Origin of the sequence: Streptomyces sp. NPDC098781 (genome assembly GCF_044759995.1) — a bacterium.
In the GTDB taxonomy this organism is placed as follows: Bacteria; Actinomycetota; Actinomycetes; order Streptomycetales; family Streptomycetaceae; genus Streptomyces.
Window position 1 is genome coordinate 17,525 of record NZ_JBIWAK010000020.1, and the last position, 18,610, is coordinate 36,134.

At 67.6% G+C, this 18,610-nt stretch carries 15 protein-coding genes; 10 read left to right on the forward strand and 5 right to left on the reverse strand.

The features are described 5' to 3' along the window. The first annotated feature begins 12 nt into the window (after positions 1-12). The 4 genes from ACIQWG_RS40620 (at position 13) to ACIQWG_RS40635 (ending at position 4,363) form a co-directional block, all read left to right on the forward strand. A complete protein-coding gene (locus tag ACIQWG_RS40620) occupies positions 13-1,950 on the forward strand; it encodes an FHA domain-containing protein (RefSeq protein ID WP_404106143.1) in 1,938 nt (645 codons plus the stop codon). Between the two features lie 181 nt (positions 1,951-2,131). Beyond that, positions 2,132-2,656 carry a hypothetical protein gene (locus ACIQWG_RS40625; protein WP_404106179.1) on the forward strand — a complete coding sequence of 175 codons (525 nt, stop codon included), beginning with the start codon at positions 2,132-2,134 and terminating at the stop codon, positions 2,654-2,656. A 289-nt stretch (positions 2,657-2,945) separates the two neighbouring features. Further along, positions 2,946-3,290, forward strand: a complete 345-nt coding sequence (locus tag ACIQWG_RS40630) for a hypothetical protein (protein WP_404106181.1) — start codon at positions 2,946-2,948, stop codon at positions 3,288-3,290. Positions 3,291-3,463: 173 nt separating this feature from the next. Further along, entirely contained in the window at positions 3,464-4,363 is a 900-nt protein-coding gene (locus ACIQWG_RS40635; RefSeq protein ID WP_404106145.1) for an oxygenase MpaB family protein, read from the forward strand. A gap of 12 nt (positions 4,364-4,375) precedes the next feature. On the opposite strand, the gene ACIQWG_RS40640 is transcribed toward ACIQWG_RS40635, so the two are convergent. Then, on the reverse strand, positions 4,376-5,752 hold the full coding sequence (locus ACIQWG_RS40640; RefSeq protein ID WP_404106148.1) for an FAD-dependent monooxygenase: 1,377 nt from the start codon (positions 5,750-5,752) through the stop codon (positions 4,376-4,378). Positions 5,753-6,003: 251 nt separating this feature from the next. On the opposite strand from ACIQWG_RS40640, the gene ACIQWG_RS40645 reads away from it, so the two are divergent. From ACIQWG_RS40645 to ACIQWG_RS40665, 5 genes are all read left to right on the forward strand, one after another. Further along, positions 6,004-7,983, forward strand: a complete 1,980-nt coding sequence (locus ACIQWG_RS40645; protein ID WP_404106151.1) for a prenyltransferase/squalene oxidase repeat-containing protein — start codon at positions 6,004-6,006, stop codon at positions 7,981-7,983. A 21-nt stretch (positions 7,984-8,004) separates the two neighbouring features. Beyond that, on the forward strand, positions 8,005-9,042 hold the full coding sequence (locus ACIQWG_RS40650) for an NAD-dependent epimerase/dehydratase family protein (protein ID WP_404106154.1): 1,038 nt from the start codon (positions 8,005-8,007) through the stop codon (positions 9,040-9,042). A 14-nt stretch (positions 9,043-9,056) separates the two neighbouring features. Beyond that, entirely contained in the window at positions 9,057-10,172 is a 1,116-nt protein-coding gene (locus ACIQWG_RS40655) for a Rieske 2Fe-2S domain-containing protein (protein ID WP_404106156.1), read from the forward strand. A 62-nt stretch (positions 10,173-10,234) separates the two neighbouring features. After that, positions 10,235-11,410, forward strand: a complete 1,176-nt coding sequence (locus tag ACIQWG_RS40660; RefSeq protein WP_404106158.1) for a cytochrome P450 — start codon at positions 10,235-10,237, stop codon at positions 11,408-11,410. A 302-nt stretch (positions 11,411-11,712) separates the two neighbouring features. After that, positions 11,713-12,855 carry an FAD-dependent oxidoreductase gene (locus ACIQWG_RS40665; RefSeq protein ID WP_404106161.1) on the forward strand — a complete coding sequence of 381 codons (1,143 nt, stop codon included), beginning with the start codon at positions 11,713-11,715 and terminating at the stop codon, positions 12,853-12,855. A gap of 149 nt (positions 12,856-13,004) precedes the next feature. Here the strand turns inward: ACIQWG_RS40665 and ACIQWG_RS40670 are convergent, their stop codons facing one another. The 4 genes from ACIQWG_RS40670 to ACIQWG_RS40685 form a co-directional block, all read right to left on the reverse strand. Next, entirely contained in the window at positions 13,005-14,240 is a 1,236-nt protein-coding gene (locus tag ACIQWG_RS40670) for a saccharopine dehydrogenase family protein (protein ID WP_404106164.1), read from the reverse strand. A gap of 268 nt (positions 14,241-14,508) precedes the next feature. After that, positions 14,509-14,976 (reverse strand): ATP-binding protein, encoded by a 468-nt coding sequence (locus tag ACIQWG_RS40675; protein ID WP_404106167.1) that lies wholly within the window; start codon positions 14,974-14,976, stop codon positions 14,509-14,511. A 335-nt stretch (positions 14,977-15,311) separates the two neighbouring features. Then, the gene (locus tag ACIQWG_RS40680) at positions 15,312-16,250 is read right to left on the reverse strand and encodes an MBL fold metallo-hydrolase (RefSeq protein ID WP_404106170.1); all 939 of its coding nucleotides are present in this window, start codon (positions 16,248-16,250) and stop codon (positions 15,312-15,314) included. A gap of 26 nt (positions 16,251-16,276) precedes the next feature. Then, positions 16,277-17,593, reverse strand: a complete 1,317-nt coding sequence (locus ACIQWG_RS40685; RefSeq protein WP_404106172.1) for an MFS transporter — start codon at positions 17,591-17,593, stop codon at positions 16,277-16,279. A 259-nt stretch (positions 17,594-17,852) separates the two neighbouring features. Here ACIQWG_RS40685 and ACIQWG_RS40690 point away from each other — a divergent pair, with 259 nt between their 5' ends. After that, the gene (locus ACIQWG_RS40690) at positions 17,853-18,482 is read left to right on the forward strand and encodes a TetR/AcrR family transcriptional regulator (protein WP_404106175.1); all 630 of its coding nucleotides are present in this window, start codon (positions 17,853-17,855) and stop codon (positions 18,480-18,482) included. Positions 18,483-18,610 lie beyond the last annotated feature (128 nt).

Consider the following 18,610-nt stretch of genomic DNA (forward strand, 5'->3'; position numbering starts at 1 on the left):
CAAGGAGTATGAGTGACATCGGTCATCGTGGGGCAGACGGGCCCCTTCACCGGTCAGAGCGTGGTTCTGAGCGGGACTCCGTTGACGTTCGGTCGCAAGAGTGACAACGGCATCGTGATCGTCAGTCCCAACGCGTCCCGACTGCATGCCGAGATCATCGAGGAGGACGCCGGCTTCGTCATCTACGACCGCAAGAGCCGCAACGGCACCTTCGTCAACGACCAGCGCATCACACGGCACGCGCTGCGTTCCAACGACCGCATCCAGATCGGAGAGGAGACGTTCCTCTTTGAGTCGCAGGAGGCCATGGAGACGATCATGGATCTCTCCCTCCTCGACATGCCCAGGGCGAAGGCGTCAGCGGACCCTGGCACGCTCCGGGTCACCGTCACCGGCGGCGGCCCGGTCGGCCTCGCTTTCGCGCTGACGCTGGAGGGCCTCCTGCGCGGGCGGGTGTCGATCACGGTCTACGACGGGCGGTGGATCAAGAACGGATCCGCCGTCGTCTGGAAGGACGAGAACCTGGGCAACGTCCGTCGCCGACAGGTCGTGACCATCCAGAGCCGTCAGTACCTCGCCCTGCCCGAGGAGATACGGTCGGCGCTGTTCGACACGGGCGACTACTCCGAGATGTGGCCCGTCGGACCGGACTCTGTGGACGGCCGGCCCCCGCGCAACGTGCGGATCGCCTACATCGAGGACCGCCTGCTGGAACTGGCGAACAAGAACGCCGCGATCCGGCTCGTGCCGAAGCGGTTCGACCCGGAGGAACAGGGGGACCGGCTCGCCGAGGATCACGTCCTGGTGGTCTGCGAGGGCGGACGCTCCCGCACACGCGAGTTCTACGCCGACAGGTTCGGTGCGGCGGACGCCTCGATTTACTCCCTCGAGGGCGAACACCTGCAGGATGTGGTGCTCGGGCTGCGCGTGAAGTCCGCGCTGCCGGACCCGATGAGCGTCCTGCTGACCGTGTCGCAGAACCGGTTCCTTCTCAACTCGCTGCGTGGCGAGGGCTTCCTGAACATGCGGCTCACCCGCGAGGAGGCCCGGAACGTGATCGGTATCGATCCGGTCCGTCAGGTCTTCGAGGAGTGCATCGCAGCCCGCCCCTGTGTCATGAGCCGCGAGGAGGACAACGAGTTCCGCTGCCCCACGCACGGAACCCTCTTCCTGCCCGCCCTGCTGCGCAGCTCACCTCTGTGGAAGCGAATCCAGGAGGGACTGAAACTGTTCGGTGTGGCCGACGACGACCTCACAGCCGTCACGTCGTTCCGGCTCGACATGGTGCAGCGCCCGCGGTTCACGGCCCAGCTCAGCCGCCCTACCACGACGACACCGGGCACTTACGGCTTCCTGTTGGGCGACGCGGCCAACGCCATCCATTTCTGGCCGGGCCGCGGCCTCAACAGCGGCCTTGCCTCGGCGACTTCCCTCGCCCGGTCCCTCAGCCGCGCCTGGCAGGGCAAGCCGCTGCGTGACGCCGATTTCATCCGGCACGAGGCGGCGATGTCCATGCTGCAGTACCGGCATAAGAGCCGGGCCTGGAACGCCATGGTCACCACCGACGAGCAGGGCGTCACACGCGCCATCAAGGACATCATCGCCCGCAGCATGGAGCCGGAGCCGGCCAACGACGTGCAGTCCCCGCACGCGCTCCTCGACTCCCTGTTGGAGCGCATGGGCGCGATACGCGAGCGGCTGGCGTCCCGCCTCTTCGGCATGCCCACCGACGACGAACTGCGCACCCACCTGAAGATGCTGGCGCCGGCCACGCTACGAACGCTCCAGGAGAGCGGCGCATGGGACACCCTGATCGTTGGCGGGGAGGAGGCCGACATCGACATCTTCTACCAATCGGACTCCCCGGTCTACGTCCCTCGCCCCACCGACCCGCGCAACGGCCTGTCAGCCGTTGTGCAGCAGGTTTCCGTGGCCGCGAAACCGGTCTGAGGGCGGGCCGGAGAGCACCTGGCATCCTCCCGATCCGTGCTCGCGCTGAACCTTGGTCTTGACCCGCTCGTAGTGGTGTCCGGAACCGCAAGTGAATGGAATTGCCTGAGCGAATGAAGACGGTGTAATGGCTTTGACAACGTGGCGCAGCGCGACGGTGGGACTGACGGCTGCCGCAATCATGCTCACGAGCGCCTGCGGGGGTGAGGCCCCGCAGGGCGGGGGCGAGGCCCGTGAAACACCGGTGGTCCAAAGTGACGGCCCAGTCGGGACAGACACGACGGCGAGTGGGCGAAAGGACCAGGCAGGGGAACTGAAGACCACCGTTGATCCGAAGGTGGGACCGATCCTGACGGATGCCGCCGGTTTCTCGCTGTACCGATTCACCAAGGACAGCGCCACACCACCGAAGTCGGCGTGTGATGGCGAATGCACGAAGCTCTGGCCGCCGGTGCCGGCCAAGGGGGCTTCGCTTCCCAAGGGCCTCGACAAGGCGCTGCTAGGCACGCTGACCAGGCCGGACGGTGTCGCTCAGCTGACACTGGCGGGCATTCCGTTGTACCGCTACTCCAAGGACACCAAGCCGGGCGAAGTCAAGGGCGAGGGCGTTGGCGGCACGTGGTTCGCCTCCCCTCCGGAGGAGGGCATCCCCGCCTTGATGGTTGGCCCGCAAGGGGACTCTTCCTCGGGCATGAACCGAGACTGACGGCCAGGCGTTGAACCGGGTGGCGAGGCAAGCAGGCTCAAATGCCTTTGCAGGCTGGGGGGTTTCCGTCGGCTGGCCGTCGCCAGGAATCGAAAGTGCATCAATCGAATCATCGATGAGGAGTAGAGTGCGCAAGAGAAATGGCATAGCGACCCTGCTGACCGCAGCGGTAGCCAGCATCGCGATGTCAGGAGTGGGTCATGCGGCGCCTGTCACGGACGCGAAGGACATGGCCCTGCAGAACACCTACCGGACGAAGTAGCTGCAGTCGCTGACTAGCGGTGGCTGCCTGGGCGTTTTCTGGGGCGCGCCCGCAATGTGGGAATGCTCTGCCACTACGTCCAACCCAGGTCTGGAATGGCGCGTACCGACGCATTCGGGATCATTCCGGCACATCCAAATGAATCGCTGTTTGGATACCAACGGAACGAAGCTCTATATGTCGACATGCTCTTCGGCGGACCGGGGGCAGCAATGGGACATACATGGCGGCGGTGTGCCAGATCTTCACGCCAAGAACCTGCAGTACGGCAGTTGGCTGACCAGGTTCAATGACGGTACGTTGGGCCTCCTCAAAGAGGTCAGGTCTTCTGAGGAGAACTTCCGCAAGTCCTGGTGGTTCTATACGCCGTAATGCTGGACGTGTCGAGATCACCACTCACGCGCCCGCAAGTCTGCGCTTGAGGAACCAGGCATGAAGGCAGGGCCTCTCCGTAGCCCGACAGATTCGCGTCGCCGGGACTTCTGAGGGGCCTCGTCGAATGATGTCAGTTCGACTTGCGGAGACCACGTTGATCGAGGAGCGGCATGGCTGCCCGCTTTGACAGACTGCGGTTCATCGAGGGCCGGAACGTCGAGAAGGACTGGCTAAAAATCTACCGTCTGGCCAGTACTCGTGAATTCCCATGGGACTTCACCAGGGCACTGGAGTTGGCCCTGTACCGTACCTACGCGGTCCCGAGCATTGGGCGGCTGCTCGCGCAGACCGCCGAGATGACCGAGCGGACCCAGAAGCGGTACGACGACACGGCACTGCTCCTCGATGCGATCGTGGAACACGGATTCGACAGTGAACAGGGCCGGACCGCGATCCGTCGGATCAACCAGATGCACGGCGCCTACGACATCTCCGACGACGACATGCGCTACGTCCTGTGCACCTTCGTCGTGGTTCCCAAGCGATGGCTCGACGCCTTCGGATGGCGCCCGTTGAGCCCCCAGGAACGGGACGCCTGCGCCCTGTACTACCAGACCCTCGGCCGACACATGGGTATCAAGGACATTCCGCGTTCCTACGACGAGTTCGAGCGGTACCTCAACGAGTACGAGGCCGCCCATTTCGCCTGGGACGCCGACGCACGCCGGGTATCCGACGCGACCCTCGAGCTCATGGCGTCGTGGTACCCGAGGCCCCTCAGGCCCGCCGTGCGCAAGGCCACGCTCGCTCTTCTCGACGAGCCGCTGCTGCGTGCATTCCACTACGAGCAGCCGTCTGCCCTGCTGAGCAGGGCGGTCCGAGGCGCCCTGAGACTCCGGGGCCGCGTCGTGCGGTGGCTGCCCCCGCGCCGCGCTCCGCACTACGCCCGGCAAAACAGGGAGATCAAGTGCTACCCGGACGGCTACGAGGTGGCCGATCTAGGGACCACCCCGGTGCCGGGGGCGCGTGGATGCCCTGTACGGCATCTCGCCGAAGGCACGGGCGAGTAGTCGCCTGGAGCGTCATCGGACCGGCCCAGTCATCCGTGCGCGTACGGCCGCCCGTCGGGCCGCGGCGTGGCCGGTGGACATGCCCAGCAGGGACAGCCACCCGCCAAGACCACGCAGCAACTCGGACGACCATGCCGGTCCGTCGTGGGAGGAAGGCCGGCGGAGAGACGGCTCGCGGGCTGCCAGGGCGAGGGTGTGCAGGAACGCTGCCCCCAGTTTGCGTACGCGGGTTTCGTCGGTGGACAGCAGCGCCATCGTGCGCTCGCGTTCGACAGGGGAGCGGCGCCACATGTCGTAGACGGCGTGGCGCAGCACCTCGGTGGCGGGATCCCTGGAGGTGAAGACGCGGTGCAGCAACGTCGAGAGTATCTCGGCGACCTGGGTCGCGGCCGTTCGTTCCCGTCGGTACGCGCCGAGGTCCTCGCTGCGCACCAGACACTCACCGTCGGCCATCGCCAGGGTCATGCCCACGGCTGTCAGCGGATGGAAGCAGCCCACGGCGTCACCGACGAGGGCTACCCGCCCGCGCCCGTAGTGATCCCTAGGCCGGAACTGGGTGGCCGCCCAGCAGACCTCGCCCTGCAGTGCCCTGCCGAACGCCGCGCGCAGCGTCGGCGGAAACCACGAGGAGTACGTCTGCCAAAGATAGGCCCTGACGCCGTGTGGCGTGCCTCTGCGCCGCGGTACGTCGAGACAGACGCGGACTACGCCCGGCCCTATGTGGTACAGCAACACCGGTCCGGGACCGCCGAGTAGGACATGCCCGTACTCCGCGTCCGGCAACTCGACGTTCTCCAGCAGTACTCCGGCCATGTGCGAGAGCTGCCTCGGCTTGGGGGCCACTCCGAGCGAACGGCGCGTCGGTGAGACCCGGCCTTCGGCTCCCACAAGCCACTCGCTCGGCGCACACGACGCCGACGAGCCGTCGGCGTCGGCGTAGTCGACGTGGGTGCCCCGGACACCGGTGATCCGTGCGTGGGACACCAGGGTGACACCGCGTCGTCGCGCCAGCGTCGAGCGAAGCTCTCGTACCAGGGCCCCATGGCGGAACGTCATCCCGAGTTCACCACCCGAGTAGGGCAAGGTGATGGGCGTGCTCCCGTCCTCGGGGTGGACGACGAACCCGGCGACCCGGCAGTGATCCGTGGCGGACAGATCGACACCCAGCCGCTCCAGGATCCGCACGCCGGGGGGATGTAGCCATTCCCCCGCCAGACGCCGCGCGGCGGGTGCCGCCGCATCCAGTAGGGCAGTTCGGGCTCCGGCGTTGGCGAACGCCAGCGCGGCGGTGCACCCGGCAGGACCCCCGCCCGCCACGAGCACATCGGGAGCGGTGACGCCGAGCTGTGGGCGAGGGCTGACCCTGACCGGAGACGACTCGTTGCTCATGATTCCCGCCACATCGTGAGGCTGCCGGAAGGCGCGTCGAAACTGCAGCGCAGCCTAGGTGTCTGGGCTACCGCCGGTCCATAAACGGCAAGCCGGTAGCAAGCGGGCGACAAGGTGCTCCTTCTAGGACAGGATGCGAACGCACTGGGCGGGAACGCCGCTCAGTGGACGCGGAGCACGCCGGCCGCGGCCTCATTCCGACTCTTGTCCCCTCCTCCATGACCTCACGACCGTGCAAGGGAAGGGCCGTCGTGAACGGAAGCAGTGGCACCGATCGCCTCGACAAGCTGTCCGGAGTGGACAGTGCCCACGGACGCGCCGTGTCCGCTCTGTTGTCCCGGCAACGTGGCGACGGCTGCTGGGAGGGAGAGATGGTGTGGAACACCATGATCCTCTCCCAGTACGTGATCATGTGTCACATTGTCGGCCGACAGCTGGGTGAACGCTCGCGGGCTGGAATGATCAGACACTACGAGGTGACGCGCACCCCCGAGGGCTGCTGGCCCCAGTACGAGGGGGGCGAGCCGTCCGTCTTCTGCACGACACTGGCCTACGTGGCGCTGCGGATGCTCGGTGTCGAACCCGGAGGCGAGCGGACCGAACCCGCGCGCCGCTGGCTGCGCGAGCAGCCTGACGGCCTGCTCGCGATCCCCACTTGGGGCAAGTTCTGGCTGGCGATGATCGGGCTCTACGACTACGACGGGATCAACCCGTTCCCGCCGGAGCTTTTCCTGCTCCCTCGTCGGCTACCGGTTCACCCCAACCGGTTGTACTGCCACACACGCAACATCTACCAGGCGATCGCGTACCTCTACGGCCGGCGTTTCCGGGCCGAGCCGGGTCCGCTGACGGCTTCGCTGGTCCGGGAACTCTACGGCGACATGCCCACCCGGAGAGCGTTTCGGGCGCACCGCGGTAGCGTTTCCGCCACCGATCTGCACGTGCCGCCGTCTCGCTTGCTGCAGGCTGGCTACTGGCTACTGGCCCACTATGAACCGATCCGGTCCACGACGCTGCGCACGCGCGCGCTCGACCGGTGCCTGACGCGGATCCATGACGAGCAACGCGCCTCGGCGGCACAAGGGCTGTCGCCGGTGAACGCGCTGCTGAACTGCCTTGCGATGTTCGCGCACGATCCACGCGATCCCGCGTTGGACGCGGGACTGGACGGACTCGGTCACTGGCAGTGGTCGGACGCGGAGGTCGGCATCCGGTTCGCGGGAGCGCGGTCCCACACCTGGGACACGGCCTTCGCCGTGGAGGCCCTGACAGCGGGCCCCGGGACCAACAGCACCGCGTCCGCGCTCCGCCGTGCGTACGACTATCTGCGCCAGGCGCAGTTGACGGAGGATCCGGCGGATCCGGTGCCCGAGGGACGGGACCCGGTTCGAGGCGGATGGTGCTTCTCTGACGGCGGCCATCGATGGCCGGTGAGCGACTGTACTGCCGAGGCCGTCAGCGCCCTGCTTCATGACACTCGTCCGCGCTTGGCCCTGCCGCGCGACCGGCAGAGGGCGGCGGTCCGATTCATTCTGGAACGGCAGAACGGCGACGGAGGATTCAGCACCTACGAGCGCCGCCGTGCGCCGAGATGGCTCGAAGCGCTCAACCCGGCCGAGATGTTCGCCGACTGCATGGTCGAAGGCTCGTACACGGAGTGCACCGGATCCGCCCTGACCGCGCTGTGCCGCGTCCGGCGGGACCCCGACTTCCCTCAGGACCCGCGCATCGACCGGGCGATCGCCCATGGCGTGCGATTCCTGCGCGGTGCCCAGAGACGCGACGGCTCGTTCGCCGGCACCTGGGGCATCAACTACACCTATGCCACGTTTCTCGCGGTGCGTGGCTTGCGCGCGGCGGGAGTCGGCCCAAACGATCCAGCGCTAGTCCGGGCCGCCGGCTGGCTCGCGTCTGCACAGCGGCCCGACGGAGGCTGGGGAGAGCATCACTCGGGATGCCTGCGCGGCGTGTACGTTCCGCACACCGAGGGTCAACCGGTGATGACGAGCTGGGCACTCTTGGCCCTGCTGATGGCCACCGGCGACGCGTCGGCGAGCCCGGTGGTCCGTGGCGTCCGATGGCTCTGCGACGCACAGGAACCTGACGGCAACTGGCCGACGGGTGCGCTCAACGGGGTCTTCTTCGGTACCGGCATGCTCCACTACCGCCTGTACCCCTCCTACTTCCCGGTGTGGGCGCTCGGTTGCTTTCTCTCGATGAGCAGGGCCTGACAAGGAAGGCATGCCGAACTGATGGACAAGGTTCTCATCACCGGTGCCACCGGACACCTCGGTGCCAATCTCGTGCGGGACCGGGTTGCAGCCGGCGACACCGTACGCGTTCTCCTTCGTCCGGGCAGCGACGAGGCGGCCGTCGCCGGTCTGGCCATCGAGCGCGCATACGCGGACCTGCGCGACCCTGCCGCCGTCCGCGCGGCGGTCCGCGGCTGCAGGCGCGTCTACCACTGTGCGGCGAAGATCTCGACCGTGTCCGGTGGCGAACGCGAGATCCATGAAGTCAACGTCCTGGGCACCCGGAACGTGCTCGAAGCCGCACGCGCAGAGGACGTCGAACGTGTCGTCGTCACCGGGTCGTTCGGGGCCGTGGGCGACGTTCCCGGTGCGCCGTGCGACGAGAGCACGCCGTTCTACCCGTTCGAGGCGCACACGGCCTATGCGCACACCAAAGTGCTGGTGGAGTTGGAGACCCTGCGTGCCTTCGCCGCAGGACTCGACACCATCCTCGCTATTTCGTGCGGGATCCTCGGACCCCACGACTTCATGCCGTCCCGCATGGGCAAGCTGATGTGCGACTTCGCGCATGGCCGGTTGCCGGGCTACCTCCCCGGGGGGTTCGAGGCCGTGGCCTCGCGTGACATCGTAGCCGGCCACGTCCTGGCCATGGAGACGGGACGGCCGGGCGACCGGTATCTCTTCAGCAGCGAATACCTGTCGATGGACCAGCTCATGGCCCTGCTGGAACAGCTCACCGGCGCGCGCCGCCCGCGGCTGCGCCTCCCGCCGCGCCTGGTGACGGGGATCAGCAGGTTCTCCAGCCCGGTTCTCGCCCGGCTTTCACCGGAGCGGCAGCAGCTCTTCACGCCGGCCGCGGTGCGGGTCCTCACCTTGAGCCGGCGGGCCGACTGCACGAAGGCCCGCACCGAGCTCGGCTTTCGGCCAACCTCCGTGGCGGACGCGGTCCGCGAAGCCTACGACGACTTCGTGCGAAGGGGCCTGATCCAACCCCGTGGTCGTACCGCGTCTCGCGAAGTCCCGTACGGCACACCGTGAAAGGAGCAACCACGATGAGCACACGCAGCGAAGATGCCGGAACACTGGCGCCGCCGGACTTCGAGACCGCGCGGACCCGGCACCAGCGCACCCGGGCGTCAGGCATGGACCCCGACTATTGGTACCCCGTGGCCCTCGACCGTGAAGTCGCCCGCGGAAAAGTGGTGGAGGTCTCCTTCTGGGGCCGCTCCATGGCACTGTTCCGAGGCAGCGACGGCACGCTCCGCGCGCTCGACAACCGCTGCGCGCACCGGCAGCTGAAGCTCTCAGCGGGACAGGTCGAGGGGTGCAACCTGGTCTGCCTCTACCACGGATGGTCACATGACGGTGAGGGCCGGGTCGCGGATATTCCCCACGACCTGTTCGGGCGGCCGGTACCGAAGACCCGGATCCGGAGCTACCCAGTGCGCACCAGGTATCAGCTGATCTGGCTCTTCCCCGGTAACCCCGAACTGGCCGAGGCCCGCGGTATCCCCGAACTCGCGGAGCTGGAAGGTGGAGACGCCTGGCCCCACGTGATCGACGAGTTCACCGTGCGCGCACACCACTCCGTCATCATGGACAACGTCAGCGACTTCACTCACGCCTATCTGCACCGCAAATATGAGCCGTTCTCCCTGGACACCTTGCTGACGAGTCTGGAGCCGGGACCCGACTCGGTACGGCTGAGCTACCGCACGAAGGTCGGCGGCAGCCGCCTGTCGAAGGTCTTCGTAAACGAACGCCGCGTCGACACCGGTGCGATCACTCTGTGCTACGAGTATCCCTTCCAGTGGAGCGACACCGGGAAGAACCTCAAGGAGTGGTGCTTCGTCCTGCCGATCGACGAACGGACGACGCGGGTCTTCTTCCTTTTCGCCTTCTCCCGCGACTTCTTCCGGCTGCCGTTGCTGCCGATGCGCATGCCCTGCTTCCTGGTCAAGGTGCTTCTGCGCCTGGCCGACAGGATGCACATCCGACGGGTGCTCGAACAGGATCGGGTGGCTGTCGAAGCCGAACAGGAGGCGTACGAGGCGTTCTTCCATCTGCCTGTCCCGGAGCTGAACCCTGCCGTCAAGGAGCTCCAGGCACTCACCGTCCGCAAGTGGCAGGAGCACCTCGACCGGACCCACTTCCCTGCGCGTCCGTGACGGGCGGCATCCCCCACCAGCCCTTGACCGCACATCCGAGGGTTCATCAACTGGAGGGCTTTGTGACCGACTCGATCCATCTGCCGTTCGAGCAGCCGCATCCACTGCGGATGCCGCCGCTCCTGGACGAGCTGAAGCAGCAAGGACCGATTCATCGGATCCGTACCCGTGTGGGCGATGAGGCGTGGCTGATCACCGACCACCGCGAGGTGCGCCGCCTGCTGGCGGGCGACCGGTTGGGACGTTCCCACCCCGACCCCGAGAACGCGGCTCGGGTGAGCGATTCCGCGCTGCTCGGCGGGCCATCGGGCAATTTCGCCACGGAGCGGGAGGACCATGCCAGGATGCGCTCGTTGCTTAAGCCGTACTTCTCACCACGGCGGACAGGTGCGATGCGCTCCCGGGTCAAGACCATGACCACACAGTTTCTCGACGCCATGGCGGGCCGGCCGCAACCCGTCGACCTCAATGAGGCTCTCGCGGCTCCGCTGGCGGTCATGGTGATCTGTGAACTCCTCGGAGTGCCCTACGAGGATCGCGCGCAGTTCGGGGGGTGGGTCCGAGAGCTGTGCGATGTTCACGATCACGCCCTCTCGGAGCGGGGGCTGATGCAGCTGTACGCGTACGGTCAGCAATTGGTGACTCTCAAGCGTGAGAATCCCGGTGATGACGTGATCTCAGGTCTCTGCGCGACCGAGGGACTCACTGACGACGAGATCTCCAGGTATGCCATGGTGCTGCTGTTCGCGGGGCATGCCACGACGGTCGTTCAGATCGGCCTGGGCGTGCTGCTGTTCCTGACCAACCCGGAACAACGGGAGTCACTGCTGGATGACCCCGACCTGGTGGTCTCGGCGGTCGAAGAGACCCTACGGGCCCCGGGCAAGGCCAGTGGCGGGTTGCTGCGCTATGCCCGCGGCGACATCCACGTCGGGCCCGTCACCATCCGCACCGGCGATCTCGTCCTCCTGGACATCAGTGCGGCCAACCACGACGAGACCGTCTTTCCCGAGCCGGACCGCTTCGACATCGCCCGTGACACGACCGCGCACCTGACCTTCGGGCACGGCGCGCACTATTGCATCGGCGCGCCCCTGGCCCGCCTGGAACTGCAGATCGTCCTCTCCCATCTCACGCGGCGCTTTCCTGAAATGCGTCTGGCGGTACCGGTCGAGGCGCTGACCATCCGAAACGACCTGCTTTCCGGCGCCTTGGCCGAACTTCCGGTGAGCTGGTGAACATCGTGAGGCCTGCCGCCTCAACGCGGCCCCACAGGTTCGGCAGCTCGTGACGGCGCCACTCGCCGACTGAGTCATGCGTGGGCGGCTCGGGGAGTAGCTCGACGACGAGCGAGCAGATGTCAACGATGCGTGACATGACGGTCGCCGGATCGGCAGACACAGCCGTGGGGCAACCCGACCGTCGGGTCCGACACCCGAAAAGCCGAGGGTAAGGTCCCGGCCGATTCTCTCACCTGACTGAGGGGCGCTGATGTGGTCCCGGCGCCCGCCAATTCTTCGAAACGAAAGGGAGCACCACCATGACCCGTACTCCTCACCACCCCATCGCCGTCATCGGGGCCGGACTGGGCGGTCTGACGCTCGCCCGCGTCCTGCACGTCAACGGCATCGAAGCCACCGTCTTCGACCTTGAGGCCTCCGCACACGCCCGCACCCAGGGCGGCATGCTCGACATCCACGCCGAGACCGGTCAGGCCGCACTGCATGTCGCGCGGTTGCACGAGGACTTCTTGGCCAAGATCCACCGCGGCGGCGAGGCCCTGCGGATCCTCGACAAGCACGCCCGCGTCCTGCGCGACGAAGCCGACGACGGCTCTGGCGGCCGGCCCGAGATCGACCGCGGTGACCTGCGCGCACTCCTGCTCAGCTCCCTCCCGGAAGGAACCGTCCGGTGGAACGCGCAGGTCACCGTCGCCCGCCCGCAGGGCGAGGGCCGCCAAGAGGTCGTGCTCGCCGACGGTGGGTCCTTCACCACGGACCTGCTGATCGGTGCAGACGGAGCTTGGTCACGTGTCCGGCCGCTGCTGTCGGACGCCGTACCCGCATACACCGGGATCTCCTTCGTGGAGCTCGACCTCATGGACGCCGAGGTCCGTCACCCCGACGCCGCGCGGCTGCTCGGCTGCGGCATGTTCTTCGCCCTCGGCGACGACAAGGGCTTCCTCGGCCATCGCGAATCCGATGGCAGCCTGCACATCTACACCGCTCTGCGCGCGCCCGAGGACTGGCTCGCCACACTCGACTTCACCGACGTCCCGGCCGTCAAGGCCGCGCTGCTGGAGCACTTCTCCGGCTGGGCTCCCGAACTGCAGCGGCTGATCGCAGACGCGGACGGCCCCGCGGTGCCCCGGACGATCCACGCCCTGCCCGTGGCCCATCGCTGGACGCGCGTGCCCGGCGTGACCCTGTTGGGTGACGCGGCGCATCTTATGTCCCCGTTCGCCGGTGAGGGCGCCAACCTCGCCCTGATCGATGGCGCCGACCTGGGTCGGTGCCTGGTCGAGCACCCCGGAGACACCGAGGCTGCTCTGTCCGCCTACGAGGCACAGCTCTTCCCTCGTGGCGAAGAGGCCGCGCGGCAGTCCGCGGAGGGACTTGAGGTCATCTTCGACGAGTGCGCGCCGAAGCCGCTGCTCGACATGTTCGCCTCCTTCGACGCGTAGAAGGCATGACAGCGGGGCGAGGACCGGACACCGCGGGCTGGACACCGGGCTCGTGGGTCAGGTGCTCGCACACCGCTTGCCCGGCGAAGCAGCCGTCGGCCCGCACGGTGAGGCCACTCGCCGGGCAGGCACGACCTGGGAACCGGCAGTCAGTCGAGCTGGTGCCCAGTCGTCACCCGGAAGGAGATCCCCGCAGCCCGCAGCCGCTCGAGCAGGGTGTCCCCCATCGCCACGGCCGTGGTCACCTGCCCCGACGTCTGCGGCAGATCGTCCAGCGCCAGGCACATGGCCGACTCCGCCAGCATCTTGGACGTCTCGTCATGGCCAGGGTCGCCCCCGGACACCTCAGTGAACACCCGCTGGCCGCCACCTTCGCCGACGAACCGGACGGCGAACGTGCTCTTCGCGCGGCGATCAGCACTCGGCCCCGTGCCCGGCTTCAGCCGACGCAACAGCCAGCGGCGCGCGGGCGGCAGTTGAGCGGCCGTCAGCATGGCACTGGCACCTACGACGCCGCCCACCGCCATCGGCAGTGTCCGCACCGCCATGTAGCAGCGGTACTGGAAATCAGGGCCGTAGTGCTCAAGAGACCGTGCCGATTGCAGCACTATCTGGGGGTCGATCGTCGGTAGCGGAAGCGCCCAACAGCCGATCTCCTTGGCATGGCGTGGTGTTCCGGGCGATGAGCGCACAGTGCGTCCCGGAACCGGCGGCTGCATCTTGTTTCGCTCACGTTGCGCCGCCATCATCTTCCGCCCCCGGGAGAATTGGTTGAGGGCTGAACTGAGCGTCCCTCCTGAGATCCTCGCGTCCCACTGCACAAAGCCGTCGATTCGCAGGGGAACGCCCTGTGGGAGCTGCTTTACCGTGAAGTGGACTCCGAGATCGTGGGGGATCGAGTCGAATCCGGCGGCATGTACGATTCGTGCTCCGGTCTTCTGCGCGATCGCGTCGTGCCGTATGTACGTCAGATCCACGAACTCGGGTTCCCCGGTGATGTCCAGGTAGTCGGTACCCGCCTCGGCGCAGGCGGCAACCAACTCCTGTCCCAGGGTGAGGTAGGGGCCCGCGGCCGTGGCGAGCACGCCTGTGCACTCCGCGAGTTCGCGTACCGAGGACGGTTCGGACGCGTCGGCATGAATGAGCGGCAGCTCCGCGCACGCCGGATTCAGGAGCGCCAGCCGCTTCCTCAGCTCCCGCAGCATCTGCAGGTCGCGGCCGGAAACGGCCCACCGAAGTGTCTCGGGTGCGTGAGCGGCCAGATACTCGGCCGCGAGCGCTCCCACGAACCCGGTCGCTCCGAACAGCACCACGTCATAGGCCCGATTTTTCCGGGTTCTGTTGTTCCCGGTTCTCTCTTCCTGCTTCCCGCTCGGACTGGTCATGACGCCTCCCAGTTGTAGTTGTCGGCTCGTGGGGAAATCAGGAGTTGGACTTCGCGGACTCAGCAGGCTGAACTCACGGAAGACGCACTCCACTTGAAGGCCCGCCACCGTCACGTTGCGCCGGACCGGATCCACGACGGCGCTCCGACACGCAGCGACTCGGCTGCGGGTCTGCCGCGCTTTTACGCGTCCCCGAGATCATGTGTGCGGCGGAACAGGGTACCAACGCCGACTTTCAACTCGCCTGGGATGTACGGCTTTTGCTTGGTCAGGCTCTCCCGCGTCGGGTGAGGTGCCCGCATTCAAGGGGGGTGGAATTCGCCTCGTGCCCCTGAGGCTTGCGGACATGCATCTCGACGCGGACTCGGCGGCCCTGATCACTGTCGCGCACCTCCGTCCATGCGGCGAGGAACTCCACGATCCCCATGCCGCGGCCGCGCTCGTCGGCGGGGACGGTGGGCTGCGGTGCCCGATCGGCCACCACGGGCCCGGAGTCGGCGACGGTCAGGCGCAGCACCGTCTCATCGAGGGTGAGCAGCATGGTCATGTCTGCACGGCCGTGCTGGACGACGTTGGCTCCCAGCTCACCGATGATGAGTTGGGCGGAGTGCCGGTCGTCCTGGGCGATCCCCCAGTGCCGCAGCAGATCGTCGGCGAAGTGGCGCAGGACAGGGACTGACGCCTCCTGCGGGGACAGTGCCAGGACGGCCTGGCGGGTGGTCTGCTGCTGAGTCACTGGACTTCCAGGGGAGGTCTGCGGGTTCGAAAGCGGGGTGAGGAACATGAGTGCGCTCGTGGTGTCTGAGGATGACCGGCCGGCATCGGCGGGTGAGTTCTGCTGCAGTCGGCCCGTGGGTGGGTGTGCTGTCATGCTGTGGGGTTGTCGCCGGGAGCGCCGCTGCCTTCGTAGGCAGCACTGCACCGACGGGGAGCGGACGGTGTGCAGCGGACAGGCCCTGAGCGGCCTTGGCGAAGTCCAGTGCGGTACCGCGCCCCGCGAGGGGGCGCGGGGAACTGCGCGACCAGCCCCCACCGGCTCGCGGGTTCATCACTGTGCTTCCAGCGGAGCGCTCAGGCGTGCTGTCCGGGGACGGGAACGAGGCGGTAGTTCGTCTCGGCGGTGACGACGGTCCCCGCGGTGGGCGGCGGGAAGTGGCTGCCAAGGAGCAGCGTCTCGGTGTCGGCGAGCGCGGCCAGCAGAGCGTGGCGGGTCCGTGTGGCCTGGTCGGCGTCGATGTCCACGCAACTGGTGATGTGGGGATGCGGCAGCTGCACGGGGTGATGGACGCAGTCACCGGTGATGACGGCTGCCCGGTCACCACTTCGGAGCTCTACCGCAACCTGCCCCGGCGTGTGACCGGGCGTGGCGAACAACCGGATCCCAGGAGCCACTTCGGCACCCGTGGTGCCCAGGCCGGTGCTCGCCGGAACGTCGATGAGGTCGAGCAGGCCGGCGTCCCGGATCGGGTGGATCGAGTCGTCGAACATCTGCTGGCGGGGTGCCTCCAACTCGACGCCCGCCCAGTAGTCCCACTCGGTAGTGGAGGCGATGTACCTTGCGTTGGGGAAGGTGGGAACCCACGTGCCGTTGTCGTCGCGGGTGTTCCAGCCGACGTGGTCGGTGTGCAGGTGGGTCAGGATCACCAGGTCGATGGTCTCGGGTGCGAAGCCGGCGTCGGTGAGCCGCCGCAGGTAGTCGGTGTCGAGGTTGTGCCAGGCCGGATTGGCGCGGGTCTTGCCGTTGCCGATCCCGGTGTCGATGAGGACACGCAGGCCGTCCACCTCCAGGGCGAAGCTGTGGCTGGCCAGGTGCAGGATGCCGTCGTGGCCCGCGAAGGCCGGCCGGAGCCACGGCACGTCGTTCACGATGTCCGGCGTCGCCTCGGGCAGCAGCCAGGGGCCGGTCTGCGGGGGGAGCTCGGTCTCGTCGATGCGGTGTACGACGAAGTCGCCCACGGTCCAGGTCGGCGCCGTGTTGTGGGGGGTGCGAGAGGGGGTTTGCGGGTTCATGCGGGATCTCCTTCGAGGGACGCGAGTCAGGCGCGGGGGGAGGGCAGGGACGGGAGCGGGGGGCACGTCGACGGGGCGGCGGAGGGGCCGCCGGTGGCCACGACGGCCGATCGGCGGTGTGGTACGCAGGACGTGCGCGCTCCGGGTGCGAGGGCGGCGACGAGAGCGGCGACCCCCAGCGCGGCCACCGCACCGCCAAAGAGTACGCTCGCTGTGAGCAGTCCATAACGGACGGTGAGGAGGCCGGCGAGTACGGCCGGGACGCTCATGGCCAGGTAGCTGATTACGTAGTAGGCGGCGAGCACGCCGCTTCGGTCCTGCGGGGTGACGCGGGGCAGAATCGTCCGCAGCACGCCCTGAGACACGGCACCGAAACCGACGCCGGCCACGGCGGATCCGGCGAACAGAGCGGTCAAGCTGTCGATCTGAATGCTGAGCACCATCAGTGCGACTCCAGGGATCACTGCGCCCGCACCGGTGGCGACCATCACGTGGGCCCGGAAGCGGCCCATGCCCCATACCGACAGCACGGCGCTCACCGTCAGAGCGAAGAAGACCAGGCCGCTAACGGCGGGAAGCACGCTGGAGTCGATGAGCCGGGCAAGACCGGGACCGAGTGAGGAGGCGAACCCGCCGAGAGCCCAGACCGCCACCACGCTGGGCGCGGCGAGCAGCATCGCGCGGCGAGCCGAGGCCGGCACCTTGACCGCGGGGCGCAGCGAGCGCAGAGCGCCAGGTCGCCGCGGAGCGGTCTCAGGAGTCAGGACGAGTGCGAGGGCCTGGAGGACGAAAACGGCCAACAGGGCCAGGTGAACGGTCACCGTGGGTGCCGGGGCGAAGCTCACCAGCAGGGTGGCGCCCAGTACGCCGGCGGCCATGCCCGCGACCGGAGCGACACTGTTGGTGAGGGCGGCCTTCCCTGAGCGGTCGGGGTGTTCCAGCTCCAGCAGCGCCGCACCCACGGCACTCGTAGCGGCGCCGGTCGCGAGGCCCTGCAGGACACGTGCGGCGATCAACTGCCCGACGCCGTCAGCGGTGGCGAGCACGACCATGACGACTGCTTCGGCGATCAGCGCCGCTAGCAGGACCGGACGCCGGCCGAGATGGTCGGAGAGGGACCCGGTCGTCAGCAGTGCCAGCAGCATGGCCACGGCGTATGCGCTGAAGACGACAGTCAGAGCGAGTGCAGAGAAGTGCCACTGGGCCTGGTAGATCGCGTACAGCGGGGTGGGGGCACTGGACGCGGCCAGCAGCGCGACCAGGATCGATGCGTCCAGTGCGAACGATGAGCGCCTGGTCAGTCGGATCCGGGAGGCGAGTGCTCCCGGGGCGGCGCGGAACATGGTGTCCTTCCATCGAGCTAAAGCAATTTCTTTGCCTTAGTGGAGAGTAGCCTTCATGGCGAGCTAACGCAAATACTGCGCTTTAAGGAGGGGGCTCGGTGTCGAAGGGGTGCAAAGCGTCGGACGGTTCGAGAGTGACGCAGAGGCGGTCACGTGGGGTTTCGGGGTGTGCGGTCGGCGGGTCGAGGTGCGGCTTGATGTCGGTGGCCCGCCGAAGTGCGCCAAGGGTTTGGCAATGATTTTGCGTTAAGATGGCGGTATGAGTCCAAGACCAGCAGCGCGGCCCGGAGGGCGCAGTGCTCGAGTACAGCAGTCGGTGCACACGGCCGTTCGTGAGCTGCAGACCGAACGGGGCCGCGCCGCCCTCACCGTCCCGCTCGTGGCCGCGCGTGCCGGGGTCACCCCGTCCACGATCTATCGCCGCTGGGGAGATCTGCAGGAATTGCTGGCGGATGTCGCGGTGGAGCGGCTGCGCCCCGAGACACCTCCGGCCGATCGCGGCAGCCTGCGCGCGGACCTGGAGCACTGGGCCGTCGACTTCCTCGAAGAGATGTCGTCGGGAGTCGGCCGCTCCTACATCCGGGACGCCCTCGCAGGCGACCCGGACGGCAGCAATGCCGGGCAGTGCTCCGCCTACGCCGTCGAGCAAGTGGAGGTCATCCTCGCTCGCGCCGCCGAGCGCGGAGAGCACGCGCCCGACACGGAGATCGTGATGGACCATGTCGTGGCGCCGATGATGTATCGCATCCTGTTTCGTCCCGGACTCCTGGACGCCCAGTACGCTCGCGATCTCGTGGCCACCGTGTTCTACCGGCTCATGCCGCTGCCGCAATCCTCCGCGCCCGGTCGGGCGCCAGGCGACAATCCTGTGCCGCACCAGGCGGGATAGCGCGGCTAGGCAGCCGTGGTCCGGGGCCCAGTACGCCGCATCACGAGCGGACGGGGAACGGTAGGGGCGCCGGACGTGGACGCTTCAGGGCCGGTTCGCTGTCGCCGCCGGCCCGTGAGCGGGCTGTG

Excerpts from the sequence above, each read along its gene's own strand:
- ACIQWG_RS40650 (WP_404106154.1), top strand. The coding sequence starts at position 8,005 with ATGGACAAGGTTCTCATCACCGGTGCCACCGGACACCTCGGTGCCAAT.
- ACIQWG_RS40685 (WP_404106172.1), bottom strand. The coding sequence starts at position 17,593 with ATGTTCCGCGCCGCCCCGGGAGCACTCGCCTCCCGGATCCGACTGACC.
- ACIQWG_RS40665 (WP_404106161.1), top strand. The coding sequence starts at position 11,713 with ATGACCCGTACTCCTCACCACCCCATCGCCGTCATCGGGGCCGGACTG.
- ACIQWG_RS40625 (WP_404106179.1), top strand. The coding sequence starts at position 2,132 with ATGCTCACGAGCGCCTGCGGGGGTGAGGCCCCGCAGGGCGGGGGCGAG.
- ACIQWG_RS40690 (WP_404106175.1), top strand. The coding sequence starts at position 17,853 with ATGAGTCCAAGACCAGCAGCGCGGCCCGGAGGGCGCAGTGCTCGAGTA.
- ACIQWG_RS40640 (WP_404106148.1), bottom strand. The coding sequence starts at position 5,752 with ATGAGCAACGAGTCGTCTCCGGTCAGGGTCAGCCCTCGCCCACAGCTC.
- ACIQWG_RS40655 (WP_404106156.1), top strand. The coding sequence starts at position 9,057 with ATGAGCACACGCAGCGAAGATGCCGGAACACTGGCGCCGCCGGACTTC.
- ACIQWG_RS40680 (WP_404106170.1), bottom strand. The coding sequence starts at position 16,250 with ATGAACCCGCAAACCCCCTCTCGCACCCCCCACAACACGGCGCCGACC.
- ACIQWG_RS40670 (WP_404106164.1), bottom strand. The coding sequence starts at position 14,240 with ATGACCAGTCCGAGCGGGAAGCAGGAAGAGAGAACCGGGAACAACAGA.
- ACIQWG_RS40635 (WP_404106145.1), top strand. The coding sequence starts at position 3,464 with ATGGCTGCCCGCTTTGACAGACTGCGGTTCATCGAGGGCCGGAACGTC.